Here is a 16,268-nt window from a genome sequence, read left to right as displayed (position 1 = left end):
ATTGACCGTCAATTTCCGCTTTTGATCTAGTTACAAGGCGGCAACTACAGCATCGCCCATGGCAGCACAGCCAACCTTACGGCATCCATCCGTGTAGATATCCGCTGTACGATAACCTTCAGCCAGCGCTTTTTTAACGGCATTCTCGATACGCGTAGCATTGGCTTCATCATTAAAGCTATAACGCAGCATCATGGCAGCCGACAAAATCGTCGCCAGAGGGTTGGCAATATCTTTACCGGCAATATCAGGCGCAGAGCCATGGCTTGGCTCGTACATACCCTTGTTGTTCTGATCCAGCGAGGCGGATGGCAACATGCCGATGGAGCCGGTCAACATGGATGCCTCATCAGAGAGAATGTCCCCAAAAATATTCCCCGTGACCATCACATCAAACTGCTTGGGCGCACGGATCAGCTGCATGGCAGCATTATCGACATACATATGGCTAAGCTCGACCTCAGGGTAATCCTTCGCCACTTCGATCATGACCTGACGCCACAGCTCGGTGGTCTCAAGCACATTGGCCTTATCCACAGAGCACACCTTCTTGTTGCGCTTCATGGCGATACCAAAGGCAACGTGGGCAATACGGCGAATTTCGGATTCGCTGTAGCGCATGGTATTGATGCCTTCACGCTCGCCGTTTTCCAGTGTGGAAATGCCACGTGGCTGACCAAAGTAAATGTCACCCGTCAATTCACGCACGATCATGATATCCAGCCCGGCCACGACTTCAGGCTTCAATGTAGAAGCCGAGGCCAGCTCGGGATACAACAAGGCCGGACGCAGATTGGCAAACAGGTTCAGTTCCTTGCGGATACGCAACAGGCCGCGCTCAGGACGCAGATGACGCTCCAGTTTGTCGTATTTCCAGTCACCTACAGCGCCAAGCAATACGGCATCCGAGGACTTTGCCAGCGCCAATGTAGCTTCTGGCAATGGATCACCAGCTGCCTCGTAGCCAGCGCCACCGATAGGCGCTTCCTGCATTTCAATGCCAATATTCAAGGCATTCAATACCTTGACCGCTTGCGCCACAATTTCGGGACCGATGCCGTCACCCGGCAAAACTGCTATTTTCATATACCGCGATTTCCTGAAGATTCTTTAATGAGAAGTTAGTTAAACAGCCAGGGTTGGGCTGCTTTATGCTTGGTTTCAAACGTCTTGATATCGTCTACATGCTGCAAGGTCAGGCCAATATCATCCAGGCCATTGAGCAGACAATGCTTGCGGAATGCATCCACCTCAAACGCATAGGATTTGCCGTCCGGCGTATTCACCGTCTGGGTCGCAAGGTCCACGGTGAGTTTGTAGCCTTCATCAGCTTCCACCGCCTGAAACAGGCTATCCACCACATCCGCGCTCAGAATAATGGGCAAGATGCCATTCTTGAAGCAGTTGTTGAAGAAAATATCCGCATAGCTAGGCGCAATAATCGCGCGGAAACCATAATCCAGCAGGGCCCAAGGCGCATGCTCCCGACTGGAGCCGCAACCGAAATTCTCGCGGGTCAGCAGGATACTCGCGCCTTGATAGCGAGGCTGGTTCAGTACAAAGTCAGGATTGATCTGACGTTTGCTGTTGTCCATGCCGGGCTCGCCATGATCCAGGTAGCGCCACTCGTCAAACGCATTGGGGCCAAAGCCTGAACGTTTGATGGATTTCAGAAATTGCTTGGGAATGATGGCATCGGTATCGACGTTCGCGCGATCCAACGGTGCCACAACTCCATTCAATTGGGTAAATGCCTGCATTACTTGCTCGTTTTCTGGATGGCTTCGCCAGCCTTTTCAATATCTTTTCCCATGCCTTCAACAGTATTACAGGCTGTGAGGCTCAACAGTGCCAACATGACCATGCATGTCATCCATTTCATCTCTGTTCCCCTATGCTCTCAATTACACTCAGTGAAAACGCAGGCCAAGCCTGCTGACTCTTAGGTGCATGCATGGCATGCGACAGGCGTTGCTTTACAGCATCGTCCTGACATCAACAAAATGCCCTGCCACAGCGGCAGCGGCCGCCATTTCAGGACTTACCAGATGCGTACGCCCACCCTGACCCTGACGACCTTCAAAATTGCGGTTGGAGGTAGAGGCGCAACGCTCACCGGGTTCCAGACGATCCGCATTCATGGCGAGACACATGGAGCACCCTGGCTCGCGCCACTCAAAACCGGCATCCAGGAAAATGCGGTCCAGCCCCTCCTGCTCAGCCTGCGCCTTCACCAGGCCAGAGCCTGGCACCACCATGGCAAGCTTCACATTGGAAGCCACACGCTTGCCCTTGGCGATCATGGCAGCGGCGCGCAAATCCTCAATACGGGAATTGGTGCAGGAGCCGATGAATACCTTGTCGATATTGATCGCTTCGATAGGCGTATTCGCCTCCAGCCCCATGTATTGCAGAGCGCGCTCAATCCCGCCACGCTTGGTAGGATCAGACTCCTGCTCGGGATCCGGCACGCGGCCATTGATGGCGGTAACCATTTCTGGCGAGGTACCCCAGGTCACTTGTGGTTGAATATCCTCGGCCTTGAGCTCGACCACGGCATCAAATTTGGCACCCTCATCGCTATGCAAGGTTTTCCAATAAGCCACGGCAGCATCCCACTGCGCTTCGGTAGGCGCATAAGGACGGCCCTTGAGGTAGTTGATGGTAATGTCATCCACCGCCACCATGCCCGCCCGGGCACCTGCCTCGATAGCCATATTGCACAAGGTCATGCGGCCTTCCATGCTGAGCGAGCGAATGGCAGACCCAGCAAATTCAATGGCGTAACCCGTACCGCCTGCGGTACCAATACGACCGATCACGGCCAGCGCCACGTCTTTGGCGGTTACACCACGACCAAGCTCGCCTTCGACCAGAATCTGCATGGCCTTGGACTTCTTCTGCACCAGGCATTGCGTTGCCATGACGTGCTCGACTTCAGATGTACCGATACCATGCGCCAAGGCGCCGAACGCGCCATGGGTGCTGGTGTGCGAATCGCCGCAGACAACCGTCATGCCAGGCAAGGTAGCACCCTGCTCAGGCCCGATGACGTGCACGATCCCCTGACGCTTGTCATTCATCTTGAATTCCGTCACACCGAAATCGACACAGTTCTGGTCCAGTGTTTCTACCTGCAAACGTGAGATCGGGTCAGCGATACCATGCGAGCGATCGGTCGTAGGCACATTGTGATCAGGCACTGCCAGCACGGAATTGATACGCCAAAGCTTGCGGCCAGCGATTTTCAGGCCTTCAAAAGCTTGAGGGCTGGTTACTTCATGCACCAGATGACGGTCGATATAGAGCAATGCGGTGCCGTTTTCCTCGCGCACCACATGGGAATCGAACAATTTATCGTAAAGCGTTTTTGCCATTTCTTATGCTTTCCATTTGCTAAACCGGGCAACTGCCAACGGTTGGCTATCTTATATTCCTGTATCCGCTATTCCTGTATCCACAAATCACGGCATTAATCCCTGAAGTTGCCGAATTGCAGGGGGAAATCGGTGACCGATTTTTTGACAAAGGCAATCGCATCCTGCAGCACGTCACGCTTGGCGCCGGTAACGCGTACCGTATCACCCTGGATGCTGGCCTGCACTTTCAGGCCGCTGTCCTTCAGCAGTTTGACGATTTTCTTCGCCAGCTCGGTATCAATACCCGCCTTGATTTTCAGCACCTGCTTGACCTTGTTGCCCGACACTTTCTGCACATCCTGATGATCCAGACGCTTGGCACTGTCTGCTTCCTTCTTTTCCATGGCTGGCAGCAAGATATCCTTGATCTGATCCAGCTGAAAATCGGAGTCACCATGCAGGGTGATCAGATTGTCTTTTTCATTCAGCTCAACCGCTGCGCTGGTACCTTTGAAGTCATAGCGATTGGTGATCTGGCGGCCTGCCACGTCAATGGCATTTTTCAAGGCGACCATATCAACTTCAGAAGAAATATCAAATGTAGGCATGATGTGTGTTCCTGTTGTTTACTGTGTTTCCGTCATATCCATAAAAGCCAGATCCGTTACGCCTGGATCGATTCCAAACTGCATGAGCAAGGTTGTAGCCTGACCGCGATGGTGAGTCTGATGATTGAAAAAGTGCGACACCGTGATCCAGGCAGGGCGGCTGAAGGTCTGCTGATAAATACCGCTATCCCAACGCAACTCTTCCTGCAGCCAGTTATTACTGACGCTTGTCGCCCAGGCCAGAATGGCATTATCCAGCACCAGCCGACGTTCACTTAAGGCAGCAAAGTTGTCAGCCTTATCGCTGTAGCGCTGTGCGGTCGCCTCAAACCTGGCTAGCCAGATATCATCGGCCCATACCAGATGGACCAAGGTGCCATGCAAGGATTTGAAAAAGGCCCCTTTATCCAGTTGCCGCTGCTCTTCCGTAAGACTGGCAGCAGCAGCATACAGTTTCCCATTCATCCAGCGGTTATAGCGCGCCATCAAGCGCACATAATCGCGATCTATCATGGCTTACTCAAAATGGCAGACGTAATCCAGCGTTTCAATCGTTTCAATATCAAAGCTTGAATTGCCCGGCACGGTGAATTTTTCACCGGCCTGATAGGTATTCCAGGCTTCTTCGCCTTTCAGGCGCACTTTGCAAACACCCGCGTTAATTTCCATCAGCTCTGGCGAGCCGGTATTGAATGTCAGCGTGCTGGGGAAAATCACGCCAACGGTACAGCGTGTACCGTTTGGAAACATTACGGTATGGCTGACACACTTGCCATCAAAATACACGTTGGCTTTTTTCTTGACGCTTACATTATCGAACTGGGCCATGAGACTCTCCTGTTTACTTTTTCTTGTTGTGTAAATTGGCAGCAATACGCATGCGCAATGCATTCAGCTTGATGAAACCACCGGCATCCTTCTGATCATAGGCGCCCGCATCATCTTCAAAGGTGGCGATGGTGGAGTCAAACAATGAGTCCGTCTTGCTGTCACGGCCGACCACAATCACGTTGCCTTTGTAAAGCTTGAGGCGCACCCAGCCATTCACATTCAGCTGCGTATGATCAATCAAGGTCTGCAAGGCGATGCGCTCAGGGCTCCACCAGTAACCGTTATAAATCAGGCTGGCGTAACGCGGCATGAGGTCGTCCTTCAAATGCGCAACTTCACGATCCAGCGTAATGGATTCAATCGCACGGTGCGCCTTCAGCATGATGGTGCCGCCTGGCGTTTCATAACAGCCGCGCGACTTCATGCCGACATAGCGGTTTTCCACCAGGTCCAGACGGCCAATGCCGTGCTTGCCACCAAGTCGATTGAGCTCGGCCAGCACTTCATGCGCCTTGAGGCGTTTGCCATTCAGCGCCACGATATCGCCGCGCTCATACTCCACATCCAGATATTCAGCAGCATCCGGCGCTTTTTCCGGGCTGACTGTCCAGCGCCACATGTCTTCCTCTGCCTCAGCAGCCGGGTTTTCCAGATGGCGACCTTCGTAAGAGATATGCAGGAGATTGGCATCCATGGAATATGGACTACCGCCCTGCTTGTGCTTCATTTCTACCGGGATACCATGCTGCTCGGCATAGGCCAGCAGCTTTTCGCGGGACAGCAAATCCCACTCGCGCCATGGCGCGATAACCTTGACACCAGGCTTGAGCGCATAGGCACCCAACTCAAAACGTACCTGGTCATTGCCCTTGCCGGTAGCGCCATGCGAAATGGCATCTGCACCGGTTTCATTGGCAATGTCGATAAGACGCTTGGCAATCAGTGGACGCGCGATGGAGGTGCCGAGCAGATATTCACCTTCGTATACGGTATTAGCGCGGAACATGGGGAATACGAAATCGCGCACGAACTCTTCGCGCAGGTCATCAATATAAATTTCCTTGACGCCGAATTTCTTGGCTTTTTCGCGTGCCGGTTCCAGCTCTTCGCCTTGGCCCAAGTCAGCAGTAAACGTCACCACTTCACATTGGTAGGTATCCTGCAGCCATTTAAGGATGACGGAGGTATCCAATCCGCCCGAGTAGGCCAACACTACTTTTTTCACATCGCTCATTACTTTTTCCTGTTATCTTTTAAACGCTTATATTCAAATCTTAAACTAATCAGTGAACAGCTCAAACGCCACCAGAAAGCTGACAAACACCATCAGCGCCATCCCCAGCAGAAACAGCCGATCGGCATAGCGCTCGATACGCTGCAGATGATCTTTGTGCCGAATGGACCAATAAGACAACATCGTGCTCGCCATGAAGGCCAGGCTATCGAGCGCCAACAGCTTGTCCGCCCAACTGGATATCGCCTTGTCTGGCGCGAGCTGAATGACCGAGATAACGGTGACACAGACCCCCACCATGGTGGAGGCAACTGGCAGAATATGGCTGGAAAGCTCGACTGGCTTGTTATCCATACTGATTTAAAATCAGGCCACCTTGCCCAGCAGTAGATATTCCATCAGCGCCTTTTGCACATGCAGGCGGTTCTCCGCTTCATCCCAAACCACCGAATGCGGGCCATCAATCACCTCTGCTGCCACCTCTTCGCCACGATGCGCCGGTAAACAATGCATGAACAAGGCATCCGACTTGGCCACACGCATCATGTCCGCATCCACCTGCCAGTCAGCAAAATCGCGCATGCGCTCTTCGTTTTCGGCCTCAAAGCCCATGGATGTCCAGACATCGGTGGTGACCAGATCAGCTCCCCGTGCAGCTTCCATCGGGTCGGTAAATTCCTCGTAATGCTCATGCCCATACAGGCCAGCACGCTCAGGCTCGACTTCGTAGCCCGGTGGCGTAGAGACATGCACATTGAAATCCAGTACCTCGGCAGCTTGCAGCCAGGTATTGCAGACATTGTTGGAGTCACCTATCCACGCCACGGTCTTGCCCTGGATAGGCCCACGATGCTCAATAAAGGTAAAAATATCGGCCAGTATCTGGCATGGGTGATACTCATTGGTCAGGCCATTGATCACCGGCACGCGCGAATTGGCCGCAAAACGCTCGATGATTTCCTGCTCAAAGGTGCGGATCATCACAATATCGCTCATGCGCGAAATAACCTGCGCCGCATCTTCCACTGGCTCACCACGTCCCAGCTGGGAATCACGGGTGTTCAGGTAGATCGCCGAACCGCCAAGTTGCTGCATGCCAGCCTCAAACGACAGACGTGTACGTGTACTGGCTTTCTCGAAGATCATGACCAAAGTACGGTCAGTCAGCGGCCAGTATTGCTGATAAGCCTTGAACTGCTGCTTGATCCAGCGCGTACGTTCAAAGATATGATCCAACTCTTCCCGGTTCAAGTCCTTGAATTGTAAAAAGTGTTTGATAGCCATAAGTTTACTTCTTTTATTTTATTGACCTAAAAAGGCCTTGATCAGACCAGAGAGCTGGCTGACCAGTTGTTGGGCTTCGTCCTGATTGATGACCAGTGGCGGCAACAAGCGCACGACCTTTTCCGCAGTAACATTGATCAGCAGACATTGCTCCAGAGCCTGCCTGACCAGCTCGCCGCAAGGACGATCAAGTTCGATACCAATCATCAGACCTGCATTGCGTATGGTGCTTACCCCCTTCACGCCAGCAAACTCGGCGCGCAAAGCATCGCAAATCCAGTTGCCTATTTCTTCAGCGTGGGCGCACAACCCATCTTGCTCAATGATGTTGAGCGTTGCCAGACCCGCGGCCGTTGCCAATGGATTGCCGCCAAAGGTGGAACCATGCTTGCCGTAGGTAAATACGTCGGCCGCTACCCCGCGGGCCACACATGCGCCGATCGGCACGCCAGACCCCAGACCCTTGGCCAGCGTCATGACATCGGGCTTGATATCAGTATGCTGAAATGCAAACCAGGTGCCCGTGCGACCTATGCCGCTCTGCACTTCATCCAGCATCAGAAGCCAGCCGTATTGATCACAGAGCGCGCGCAAGCCCTCAAGATAGGCCTTGCCATCGCGCGGCACGTTAATACCGCCTTCACCCTGCACAGGCTCTACCAGGATCGCCACCACATTGGGGTTATGCTCTGCCACTTGGCGTACGGCATCGAGATCGTCAAACGGCACACGCACAAAGCCACTCACCAGCGGCTCAAAGCCTGCCTGGGTTTTGCGGTTGCCGGTTGCAGACAGGGTCGCCAGCGTACGGCCATGAAATGCCCTATCCATGACGATGATTTCTGGGTTTTCAATGCCATTGTTGTGGCCATGCAGACGCGCCAGCTTGATGGCGGCTTCGTTGGCCTCGCAACCGGAATTGCAAAAGAAAACACGATCCATGCCGGCAATTTCGCAGACTTTATCTGCCAGAGCGGCCTGCTCGGCAATTTGATAAATATTGGAAACATGAATCAGCTTGCCCGCCTGCTCGCTAATGGCGGCCACCAAGCGGGGATGCGCGTGCCCCAGACCATTCACGGCCACGCCAGCCAGAGCGTCAAGATAGCGGTTACCCTGCGCATCGTATAACCAGACGCCCTCCCCCTTCACAAAGGTGACAGGTTGCCTGGCATAGGTATTCATCAAATGTTGAGACATTGTTTAACTCTATCTATAAAAAAACAAACGGCGGCCTATGCCGCCGTTTGCAGCAATATAAAAATCCTAAAGCCCGAAAATAGCCCGGTGCGTCAGTCCATTCGTCATGAAAAAAATCATGGGGACAGACAGCATAGTGTTGGTTCGTGACGCTAAAAAGGCAACGCGCCGTGCGCGGGCCTTGGCAGCATCATCTGCTGGGGCTAGTCCCAGAATTTTTTTCTGGTTAGGCCAGATCAGCACCCAGACATTAAACAGCATGATCGTGCCCAGCCAGGCCCCGACACCGATGGCCGCATAGTCAGCCTGCAGCGTAAATGCTGGGACAAACGCCTTGCCAAGCAGTGCCGCACCCGCAACCCACGTGACGACGGCCGCCCATCGGAACCAGAGCAGCGCTCGTGGCGCCACATGCTTGCTGATACCGGCTGCGGTGCCATCGGCAGTGGCATCTTTCAACGCGGGCACCTGCACAAAATTAAAGTAGTAAAGCAGGCCGACCCACGTAATGCCTGCCCATACATGTATCCAGCGTGCGAACCCTGGCATCAAATCCATGATCACACCCCGGCCAATATGAAATTTTTAAGAAAAACATACAGCACCAGCGTCAGGATCACGCCTGAAATCAGGGTGCCGGAAATCGAATCCAGGGGATTTTTCATTGGCCGTTTCTCTGTAAAAAATCGTTGCACATCAAGAGTGTTGAGGTTAGCGCAAAACAGCCGATTAAGCAACATTTGACGCCTCATTCGAGCCTTTGCACCAGCATTTTTATCATAGAAAAACCCCCTCTCCCAATCTGCCCTGCAAGTAAAATTCTGCTTGAAAAAATATCCCATTCGGGCAAAATCCCAAGTCCGCCGTTTTATCTGCATTTCGCATTCAATCAGTCACTTCCAACCACTGCTCGCAACCTATGGCTTCCCTTGTCTCCGTCAATTTGCCCCGGCCAACTGTTTCACAGCTGCCGATTGCCTGGTATACCGACCCCGAGATTTACAAGCTTGAACAGAAAGTGCTGTTTGCACATGCGCCCCAATACGTAGGGCACGAGCTCATGGCGCCACACCCTGGCGACTATCACACCCTGGATTGGATGCAGGAAGGCCGCGCGCTGGTGCACAATCAGAATGGCATTGAACTGATCAGCAACATCTGCCGCCACCGGCAGGCCATCATGCTGAATGGCCGTGGCAATACGCAGCACATTGTCTGCCCATTGCACCGCTGGACATACAACCTCAAAGGCGAGCTGCTGGGCGCACCGCATTTTCCTGATAACCCGTGTTTGCACCTGAACAAGAGCTCGCTTCAGCAATGGCAAGGTCTGCTGTTTGACAGCCCACGGGATATAGCCCGCGACCTGCGCCAACTGGGCTGCAAGCAGGATTTTGATTTTACCGGTTACATGCTGGACCGCGTAATGGTGGAAGAATATGCCTTCAACTGGAAAACCTTTATCGAGGTTTATCTCGAGGACTACCATGTCGGGCCGTTCCACCCCGGGCTGGACAAGTTTGTGGACTGTGAACAACTGAACTGGGAGTTTGGCGACTGGTACAGCGTACAAACCGTAGGCGTAAAGCATTCGCTGCAAAAATCCGGCTCCCCCACCTATCAGCGCTGGCAGGAACAGGTATTGCAGTATGGCGAACAATCCGCACCCAAGTATGGCGCCATCTGGATGGTGTATTACCCCTTTCTGATGATCGAGTGGTACCCGAATGTGCTCGTCGTGTCGCACCTCATTCCTCGCGGGGTGGATGCCTGCACCAATGTGGTGGAGTTTTACTACCCGGAAGATATTGCCTTGTTTGAGCGCGAATACGTGGAAGCCCAGCAGGCGGCGTACAATGAAACGGCGATTGAGGACAAGGAAATCTGCCAACGCATGCACGACGGTCGCCGCGCCCTGTTTGCTCAGGGCCTGGATGAACATGGCCCTTATCAACACCCCATGGAAACCGGGCTTGAGCACTTCCACCTGTGGATGCGTAAACAGTTAGACCCCCACCTGTGAATCTTTTCCGCCTGATCAGGCAATGGCGGCTTGGTAGCCTGTGGATGCTGGTGGCAGCGTTCTTCTTTGCCATCATGGGGGTCCTGGTCAAGCTTGGCGCGCAAAAATTCAGTAGCGCCGAACTCGTGTTCTACCGCTCGTTCTTCGGCCTGGTGTTTATTTACGGCCTGACGCGCATACGCAAGCAATCCCTAGCAACCCCCTTGCTCAGCAAGCATATGTGGCGCGCGGTGCTGGGATTTATCTCCCTGCTGCTGTTTTTCTACGCCATCAGTGAACTCCCCCTGGCAACCGCCATCACCCTGAATTACACCTCACCGCTTTTCATGGCGGCGCTGGCCCCGTTTTATCTGGGAGAAAAATTCCGCAAAACCCTGTTCGTCGCAATAGCACTCGGGTTTGTTGGGGTGACCTTATTGCTCAAGCCCAGCCTGCATGTGGATGAGCTGATTGCGGGTGCATTGGGCCTGCTGTCAGGCGCATTGGCGGGGATTGTGTATATCCACGTAACCCAGTTGGGCCGCGCCGGCGAGCCCGACTGGCGCACCGTGTTCTATTTCACGCTGGTGTGCACGCTGGGTGGTGGCATATGGATGCTGGTACACGACTTTCATCGCGTTGAGTGGGATGATCTCTTGCTGCTCATCGGGCTAGGAGTGTCGGCCACCATTGCCCAGCTTGCCCTGACGCGGGCATACCGCACGGGCAACCCCCTTGTCGTCGGCAGCCTAGCTTACAGCACGGTTGTCCTCGCCAGCGTGTTTGGCATCGTGATCTGGGGGGAGATGCTTTCGCTGGATCGCTGGTTCGCTGTGGCCATCATTGTGCTGAGTGGCGTGATAAGCGTCACATCACGCAAACCTCAAAATGAGGCATAAAAGCGCGTTTACTCAAGCTAGACAAGCACTTAAAGAACGATTAGTCTTCACATCACACCCCACGCTGGATTTCAGAATGTTGGCAGCAAATCGTGAACACATAGATCGTTTTGCAGGCAAGTTTATTGCGCCCTGCCTTGCCCTGTGGCTCACAGGCTGCATGGGCGGGCCCATTGCCCAGCAAATAGCCCAGTCAGTGGCCATGCGCAGCCTGGACAAGACCACCTCAGATGCATACGACAACTACTTGCTGAAACAGGATGAAGCCAGCCGCAGCCTGCCTCTCAAAGACACCGAGCCAGACCCATACTGGGCAAGTTTTGTTACCTCGGGCTTTTCAACGGTGGAAACCGTAAAAGAACCTCTGCCGGATTACCGGCAAGCCTCCACCAATACACCATCCGCGCCATACCAAGCAACTGCAAATGGCGCAACAGCGGCTGAACTTGACAGCAAAACGCAGGCAGCGCTGGTGCAAAGCAAACTAGTGCGCGTGGAGTTATGGAATCTGCTGATAGGCGATGAAAAGCGCTCCATTCTGGAAAAAGCCCGCCTTATGGGAGCTGCAGGGCTTCCACCAACAACCGAATGGCCGCGTTGGCAACTGGCGACTGGCGCGCCTGTAGGGGATAACCATCAGCCCATTACTTTCCTCATTCCTCCCGATTTCGGACGCATGAAGAGCGGCGATTATGCCGTGGTAGAAGTCGCTGGTGCGGGTGAGCTGAATGTCGCCCGCTACCCAGGACATTAAACGCTCAGGGATCAATCAGGCCTGAGCGCATGGCAATCAGCGCAATCTCGGCCGAGTTATTGGCGTTCAGCTTTTGCTTGATATTGTAGAGGTGCGTGCCTACTGTGCGTGGCGACAGGCTTAGTGTTTCGGCAATATCATTCGTGGTCTTTCCTTTAGCCAGCGCGATAAACACCTCGAACTCACGGTCCGAAAGCACGTCCACCGGATTTGCCTCGCCGGATAGTTGCTGAATGGCCATCTGCTGGGCGACGGTCGCTTCCAGATAACGTTTATTGCCCGCCACCGTGCGTATGGCCTTGATCAATTCCTCAGCAGCACTGCGCTTGGTGAGATAGCCCATGGCGCCTGCATTCAGCACGCGCTTGGGATGCACTGAATCCTCATGGGCAGACAACACCAGCACCTTGGCCGAACTATCCTTGGCCATGATGCGCTCAATCGCCTCAAGCCCGCCAATACCGGGCATCGTAATATCCATGACGACCACATCCGGATGATGTTCCATGTAAAGCTTGATGCCCTGCTCGCCATTTTCAGCTTCGGCAATCACTTTGATATCCGAAGCCGACTCCAGCAACATCTTGAAACCCATGCGCACCACGGCATGGTCGTCAACCAGCATGACCTTGATGGGCTCGCTCATGCGGCACCTCGCGCGGGAATAGTCACCATGATCTGGGTCCCTTGTTCCATCAGCGAGTCAACATTAAAGGTTCCATGCAGCGCCTGCACGCGCTCACGCATGCCCAGCAAGCCAAAATGCTTGGATTGATCCACATTACATATATTCATGCCCACACCATTATCCTGTATGGAAAGCTGCAATGCGCCTTCCGTTGTTTTTATCAAGCGTATATTAATCTGGGTTGCCTGCGCATGCCGCAACGCATTGGTGACTGACTCCTGCACAATACGGAAAAGATTAATATTCAGCGTTTCCCCTAAGTCATCCAACGGCCCGGATAAGTTCAACGTAAAGCGTACATCCGGATGCTGCCCCTGCCAATTGGTAATCGCATCGCGCAGGGTTTCCGACAAGCCCAGATTATCCAGTGAGCCGGGGCGCAACTGGCGAATAATATTGTGCATGCCATCGTAGATATGATTGGCGGCGGCCACTATCGTTTGCGCGTTAGCCGCAATATCGGGCATGGCTTCCGTGGTTTTGTTGGAAATGCCCACGGCAAAGGTTTTGATCGCAGTGACATATTGCCCCAGCTCATCATGCAGCTCACGCGCCAGACTGCGGCGCTCATCTTCAATGTGATGCTGAATCAGCTGTGTCAGCTGACGATTCTCCTCCAGCCGCAGCGCAGCCTCTTCCGCCTGCTTGCGTTCTGTAATATCGCGCATGCTGCATATTTCGCCTATCACCTCACCCGAATGCGGATCCACCAAGGGCGCTGCCGTTAAGGAAATATCCCGCAACTTGCCATCCCGTGCCACACGTTGCGTATCGTGGTTCTCCACTTTCTGCATTTGTTTGATGGCGGCAAAATTGGACTCCAGTTCGGCCTCATAGCCAGGCGGGATAAGAATCGCGGCCGACTTTCCGATGATATCCTCAGGTGCATAGCCAAACATGCGCTGTGCCGCCGCATTCCAGAATGAAATGTTGCCATCCAGATCATGGATCATGATGGCATCGGCCGTCTGTTTGACGATCAGGGCCAGCCGGCGGCTTTCATCGGTGCGTGCCAGCAGCGACTCGCCCATCTGGTTGAAATTATGAGCAATCTTGGAAAACTCCGGCAGCTTGAATTCTGGCAAGCGCACCGTCAAATCCCCCTGCTCCATCTGGTTGATTGCTTTGAGCATGGGCTCTACCGGCCTCAACCACCGCCCCAGCATCCAGTACACCATGGCATTCAGGACCACAAAAAAACCAAGATTGATCCAGAACAGATTGCTCAACCGGCTCCACGCTTCACGAATAGCGCCACCGGGGTTAGACACGACGACCAGCATGCCAAAGCGGATGCGACGCATCACGACTTCCTGCTCGGGCTCGATCAGCTTGACGAACCAACGTGGTGGATTTTCATCCGCCCGGTATTTGGAGGGAGGTGACTTGAAAAGCAAATTGCCATGGAGGTCATAAAGAATGATTTCATTGCTGCGCACATGGCCGAGGGACAGCAAAAAGCGATGCATGACCTCATGCGTATAGCCCCACTCAGGATTTTGATACGAACTCAGAATCACCGTATCCAGCAATTGCACGGTCACGCGCGTGGCAGCCTCGACGCCCTCTTGAGTAGATGCCTTCATGCCGCGGATGATGACAAACCCGACTACGCTCATGAACACCAGCAATAGCAGGGTAATCAGCAGGTTCAATCGAAATCGTAGACTCATAAATTATCCATGCCGGGTTGCGCGCACGAAAACGCACGTTGTTTTTTAATCATAAGGACATAAATCATGCCACAGACCTCGCCCGTTGGGGATGATGCATACTCGCTGCGCGTGAGCCATGACTAATCACCGAAAAGCCTTATTGGGCTAAGACTCTATTTAACCCCAGATCAACACCATGTTGATCATGGAATGAAGATTGGATGGATGTATAAGAATGAAATGGAGAAGTAAAAGAAGAGCAGATTTATGAGAAGTCTGGTTTGCGAAAGTGGCCAGACATCAATGTTTACCAACCACGTTTGAGACAAGTTAAAACGGAAAGCTGATACTAAGGTAACCAGAGGTTGAGGCGAGAAATCTTCAATTCGAGGCTTATTCACCATGAGATCCCCCGCCTCGGATCCAAGCTCGATACCATCATGCCCAATGGTGATTCAAGCATGATGAAGGCATCGATGAATGCAATAAATTAGGATTGAACCGAATTACGGGAACGACGACCGCCTTCAATAACCAGGCCGGTACGTTTGGCTTTAGCGATCAAAATAAGAATATCCGCCACTTTCACCTTGTTGGCTTTAGCTGCAAAATCGACTGCATCGGCAACTGCACTTAAGCCTTCGCTGCTCATGCTCAGCTCTGGCTTTTCCTTCTTGGGTGCTGCATTTTTAAGTTTGTTAAGTTTTTCTTCAAGATCTTTAATCATCTCTTCTTTAGTTCGGCGTTTGTAGTTGGCCATCAAATTCTCCTTAGATTATAGGGTAGGTAAGAAACTGGAACTTCTTATGATGTGGATTATTTTACAAAGAACAGGTTCCATCAAGAAAGCAATAATGATCTTTCTTTCTTTTTTAATCAAGCCAGAATAATTTTTAACTGGCGAAAAACCAATATCTGAATGTAGTTTCTTTACCAGATCAGCCGTATGAAGATGAGATAAATGCTGTGAAAAATGGATGAAGATTATTGCATGCTGTTAACAATCTCATTCGAAAGGTAACTAGTTTTATAGTGCATTCAAAAACACGCGACCATGATAAGACCTGGTTACCAAGCTCATTCCCATGTCGGCCACCTTATTGGGCAACAGGCACCGCACTGGGATATAGAGGATCTCACTCGCCGTACAAGTATTTCGATTCTTCGCCCATGATCTGGGCAATTTCATTATGCGTATCGTCTATTGTTTTCATCAATACATCATTGATTTTAAAGTATTCATTGATTTGATTGAGGTACTGCCTCAATTTTGATGAGCTATAGCCCTGGGACTCAACGCGATCAATGATCTGGATTGCCTCGGAATAATAGAAAGGAAAAAGCTCGCGCTCGCGCGGGTTAAACTTGCACTCGTCAATACAGCAGACGAGCTCCGCCAAATGATCAAAAAGTCTGAAATTATCGTAGTCCAATTATTAACTCCTGCGAAATACCACGATTTATAACAAAGAGTAAATTCAAGCCAGCACCCGCTTAATTCTTTCTGGCTGACTCTTTGCGATCAATGGATGCAGTTTTACTTGTTGATAGGAAACACTGCGCTTTCATGACTCCGGTACTGGAGATTTTATCTGCCAGCGAGGTGCATATCGCCTCAGACTCAAGGCCATCAATCACCATAGGCTCGGTTAAATGTGCATTCACACTGCCAACCAGGTAGACCAACACCACATAAAGATTCATTACTTCCCCCTTTTGATTGAAATATTGCATTCCAAGCAACGGCAATCAGG

The 16,268-nt window shown here is 52.3% G+C and carries 21 protein-coding genes; 3 read left to right on the top strand and 18 right to left on the bottom strand.

The features are described from left to right. Positions 1–30: 30 nt before the first annotated feature. The 13 genes from leuB to ACWWD9_RS06135 all read right to left on the bottom strand — a co-directional run bounded on the left by leuB (position 31) and on the right by ACWWD9_RS06135 (position 9,394). Positions 31–1,086 carry a 3-isopropylmalate dehydrogenase gene (leuB, locus tag ACWWD9_RS06195; RefSeq protein ID WP_455868043.1) on the bottom strand — a complete coding sequence of 352 codons (1,056 nt, stop codon included), beginning with the start codon at positions 1,084–1,086 and terminating at the stop codon, positions 31–33. Positions 1,087–1,121: 35 nt separating this feature from the next. After that, positions 1,122–1,760: a 3-isopropylmalate dehydratase small subunit gene (gene leuD, locus ACWWD9_RS06190; RefSeq protein ID WP_013442394.1), complete on the bottom strand. Its 639-nt coding sequence runs from the start codon at positions 1,758–1,760 to the stop codon at positions 1,122–1,124. After that, positions 1,760–1,864, bottom strand: coding sequence for an entericidin A/B family lipoprotein (locus tag ACWWD9_RS06185; protein WP_309546563.1), 105 nt, complete (start codon positions 1,862–1,864; stop codon positions 1,760–1,762). Before ACWWD9_RS06185 ends, leuD begins: the two co-directional genes overlap by 1 nt. 112 nt (positions 1,865–1,976) lie before the next feature. Next, positions 1,977–3,377 (bottom strand): 3-isopropylmalate dehydratase large subunit, encoded by a 1,401-nt coding sequence (gene leuC / locus ACWWD9_RS06180; protein ID WP_013442396.1) that lies wholly within the window; start codon positions 3,375–3,377, stop codon positions 1,977–1,979. 95 nt (positions 3,378–3,472) lie between these two features. Further along, complete coding sequence (locus ACWWD9_RS06175) at positions 3,473–3,967, bottom strand: YajQ family cyclic di-GMP-binding protein (RefSeq protein WP_013442397.1); 495 nt, start codon at positions 3,965–3,967, stop codon at positions 3,473–3,475. A gap of 18 nt (positions 3,968–3,985) precedes the next feature. After that, positions 3,986–4,480, bottom strand: coding sequence for a DinB family protein (locus tag ACWWD9_RS06170; RefSeq protein WP_455868042.1), 495 nt, complete (start codon positions 4,478–4,480; stop codon positions 3,986–3,988). A 3-nt stretch (positions 4,481–4,483) separates the two neighbouring features. Then, positions 4,484–4,795, bottom strand: a complete 312-nt coding sequence (gene ppnP, locus ACWWD9_RS06165) for a pyrimidine/purine nucleoside phosphorylase (RefSeq protein ID WP_013442399.1) — start codon at positions 4,793–4,795, stop codon at positions 4,484–4,486. A 13-nt stretch (positions 4,796–4,808) separates the two neighbouring features. After that, the gene (locus ACWWD9_RS06160; protein ID WP_159355532.1) at positions 4,809–6,032 is read right to left on the bottom strand and encodes an argininosuccinate synthase; all 1,224 of its coding nucleotides are present in this window, start codon (positions 6,030–6,032) and stop codon (positions 4,809–4,811) included. Positions 6,033–6,077: 45 nt separating this feature from the next. Next, entirely contained in the window at positions 6,078–6,386 is a 309-nt protein-coding gene (locus ACWWD9_RS06155) for a hypothetical protein (protein WP_455868041.1), read from the bottom strand. 12 nt (positions 6,387–6,398) lie between these two features. Then, positions 6,399–7,316 (bottom strand): ornithine carbamoyltransferase, encoded by a 918-nt coding sequence (gene argF / locus ACWWD9_RS06150; protein WP_013442402.1) that lies wholly within the window; start codon positions 7,314–7,316, stop codon positions 6,399–6,401. 18 nt (positions 7,317–7,334) lie between these two features. Then, positions 7,335–8,516, bottom strand: a complete 1,182-nt coding sequence (locus ACWWD9_RS06145; RefSeq protein WP_455868040.1) for an acetylornithine/succinylornithine family transaminase — start codon at positions 8,514–8,516, stop codon at positions 7,335–7,337. A gap of 66 nt (positions 8,517–8,582) precedes the next feature. Next, positions 8,583–9,074 carry a urate hydroxylase PuuD gene (locus tag ACWWD9_RS06140; RefSeq protein WP_041362185.1) on the bottom strand — a complete coding sequence of 164 codons (492 nt, stop codon included), beginning with the start codon at positions 9,072–9,074 and terminating at the stop codon, positions 8,583–8,585. 2 nt (positions 9,075–9,076) lie between these two features. Further along, the gene (locus ACWWD9_RS06135; protein WP_455868039.1) at positions 9,077–9,394 is read right to left on the bottom strand and encodes a hypothetical protein; all 318 of its coding nucleotides are present in this window, start codon (positions 9,392–9,394) and stop codon (positions 9,077–9,079) included. Between the two features lie 41 nt (positions 9,395–9,435). On the opposite strand from ACWWD9_RS06135, the gene ACWWD9_RS06130 reads away from it, so the two are divergent. The 3 genes from ACWWD9_RS06130 to ACWWD9_RS06120 all read left to right on the top strand — a co-directional run bounded on the left by ACWWD9_RS06130 (position 9,436) and on the right by ACWWD9_RS06120 (position 12,171). Continuing rightward, entirely contained in the window at positions 9,436–10,539 is a 1,104-nt protein-coding gene (locus tag ACWWD9_RS06130) for an aromatic ring-hydroxylating oxygenase subunit alpha (protein WP_455868038.1), read from the top strand. Beyond that, positions 10,536–11,417, top strand: coding sequence for a DMT family transporter (locus tag ACWWD9_RS06125; protein ID WP_013442407.1), 882 nt, complete (start codon positions 10,536–10,538; stop codon positions 11,415–11,417). Before ACWWD9_RS06130 ends, ACWWD9_RS06125 begins: the two co-directional genes overlap by 4 nt. 76 nt (positions 11,418–11,493) lie before the next feature. Next, on the top strand, positions 11,494–12,171 hold the full coding sequence (locus ACWWD9_RS06120) for a hypothetical protein (protein WP_455868037.1): 678 nt from the start codon (positions 11,494–11,496) through the stop codon (positions 12,169–12,171). A gap of 4 nt (positions 12,172–12,175) precedes the next feature. Here the strand turns inward: ACWWD9_RS06120 and ACWWD9_RS06115 are convergent, their stop codons facing one another. From ACWWD9_RS06115 to ACWWD9_RS06095, 5 genes are all read right to left on the bottom strand, one after another. After that, positions 12,176–12,817, bottom strand: coding sequence for a response regulator (locus tag ACWWD9_RS06115; RefSeq protein ID WP_015830233.1), 642 nt, complete (start codon positions 12,815–12,817; stop codon positions 12,176–12,178). Beyond that, positions 12,814–14,532, bottom strand: coding sequence for a PAS domain S-box protein (locus ACWWD9_RS06110; protein ID WP_159355527.1), 1,719 nt, complete (start codon positions 14,530–14,532; stop codon positions 12,814–12,816). The genes ACWWD9_RS06115 and ACWWD9_RS06110 overlap by 4 nt, the downstream gene beginning before the upstream one ends. 472 nt (positions 14,533–15,004) lie before the next feature. Then, on the bottom strand, positions 15,005–15,274 hold the full coding sequence (locus ACWWD9_RS06105) for a hypothetical protein (protein WP_013442412.1): 270 nt from the start codon (positions 15,272–15,274) through the stop codon (positions 15,005–15,007). Between the two features lie 376 nt (positions 15,275–15,650). Then, positions 15,651–15,947: a hypothetical protein gene (locus ACWWD9_RS06100; protein WP_013442413.1), complete on the bottom strand. Its 297-nt coding sequence runs from the start codon at positions 15,945–15,947 to the stop codon at positions 15,651–15,653. Positions 15,948–16,008: 61 nt separating this feature from the next. Continuing rightward, positions 16,009–16,218 (bottom strand): hypothetical protein, encoded by a 210-nt coding sequence (locus ACWWD9_RS06095; RefSeq protein ID WP_013442414.1) that lies wholly within the window; start codon positions 16,216–16,218, stop codon positions 16,009–16,011. Positions 16,219–16,268 lie beyond the last annotated feature (50 nt).

It is taken from the genome of Methylovorus sp. SPW-M1 (assembly GCF_053848825.1).
This window is presented reverse-complemented; position numbering and strand designations above follow the sequence as displayed.

Bases quoted from the DNA above. Each gene is read 5' to 3' on its own strand.
- leuB (WP_455868043.1), bottom strand. From the start codon at position 1,086: ATGAAAATAGCAGTTTTGCCGGGTGACGGCATCGGTCCCGAAATTGTG.
- leuD (WP_013442394.1), bottom strand. From the start codon at position 1,760: ATGCAGGCATTTACCCAATTGAATGGAGTTGTGGCACCGTTGGATCGC.
- ACWWD9_RS06185 (WP_309546563.1), bottom strand. From the start codon at position 1,864: ATGGTCATGTTGGCACTGTTGAGCCTCACAGCCTGTAATACTGTTGAA.
- leuC (WP_013442396.1), bottom strand. From the start codon at position 3,377: ATGGCAAAAACGCTTTACGATAAATTGTTCGATTCCCATGTGGTGCGC.
- ACWWD9_RS06175 (WP_013442397.1), bottom strand. From the start codon at position 3,967: ATGCCTACATTTGATATTTCTTCTGAAGTTGATATGGTCGCCTTGAAA.
- ACWWD9_RS06170 (WP_455868042.1), bottom strand. From the start codon at position 4,480: ATGATAGATCGCGATTATGTGCGCTTGATGGCGCGCTATAACCGCTGG.
- ppnP (WP_013442399.1), bottom strand. From the start codon at position 4,795: ATGGCCCAGTTCGATAATGTAAGCGTCAAGAAAAAAGCCAACGTGTAT.
- ACWWD9_RS06160 (WP_159355532.1), bottom strand. From the start codon at position 6,032: ATGAGCGATGTGAAAAAAGTAGTGTTGGCCTACTCGGGCGGATTGGAT.
- ACWWD9_RS06155 (WP_455868041.1), bottom strand. From the start codon at position 6,386: ATGGATAACAAGCCAGTCGAGCTTTCCAGCCATATTCTGCCAGTTGCC.
- argF (WP_013442402.1), bottom strand. From the start codon at position 7,316: ATGGCTATCAAACACTTTTTACAATTCAAGGACTTGAACCGGGAAGAG.
- ACWWD9_RS06145 (WP_455868040.1), bottom strand. From the start codon at position 8,516: ATGTCTCAACATTTGATGAATACCTATGCCAGGCAACCTGTCACCTTT.
- ACWWD9_RS06140 (WP_041362185.1), bottom strand. From the start codon at position 9,074: ATGGATTTGATGCCAGGGTTCGCACGCTGGATACATGTATGGGCAGGC.
- ACWWD9_RS06135 (WP_455868039.1), bottom strand. From the start codon at position 9,394: ATGCAGATAAAACGGCGGACTTGGGATTTTGCCCGAATGGGATATTTT.
- ACWWD9_RS06130 (WP_455868038.1), top strand. From the start codon at position 9,436: ATGGCTTCCCTTGTCTCCGTCAATTTGCCCCGGCCAACTGTTTCACAG.
- ACWWD9_RS06120 (WP_455868037.1), top strand. From the start codon at position 11,494: ATGTTGGCAGCAAATCGTGAACACATAGATCGTTTTGCAGGCAAGTTT.
- ACWWD9_RS06115 (WP_015830233.1), bottom strand. From the start codon at position 12,817: ATGAGCGAGCCCATCAAGGTCATGCTGGTTGACGACCATGCCGTGGTG.
- ACWWD9_RS06110 (WP_159355527.1), bottom strand. From the start codon at position 14,532: ATGAGTCTACGATTTCGATTGAACCTGCTGATTACCCTGCTATTGCTG.
- ACWWD9_RS06105 (WP_013442412.1), bottom strand. From the start codon at position 15,274: ATGGCCAACTACAAACGCCGAACTAAAGAAGAGATGATTAAAGATCTT.
- ACWWD9_RS06095 (WP_013442414.1), bottom strand. From the start codon at position 16,218: ATGAATCTTTATGTGGTGTTGGTCTACCTGGTTGGCAGTGTGAATGCA.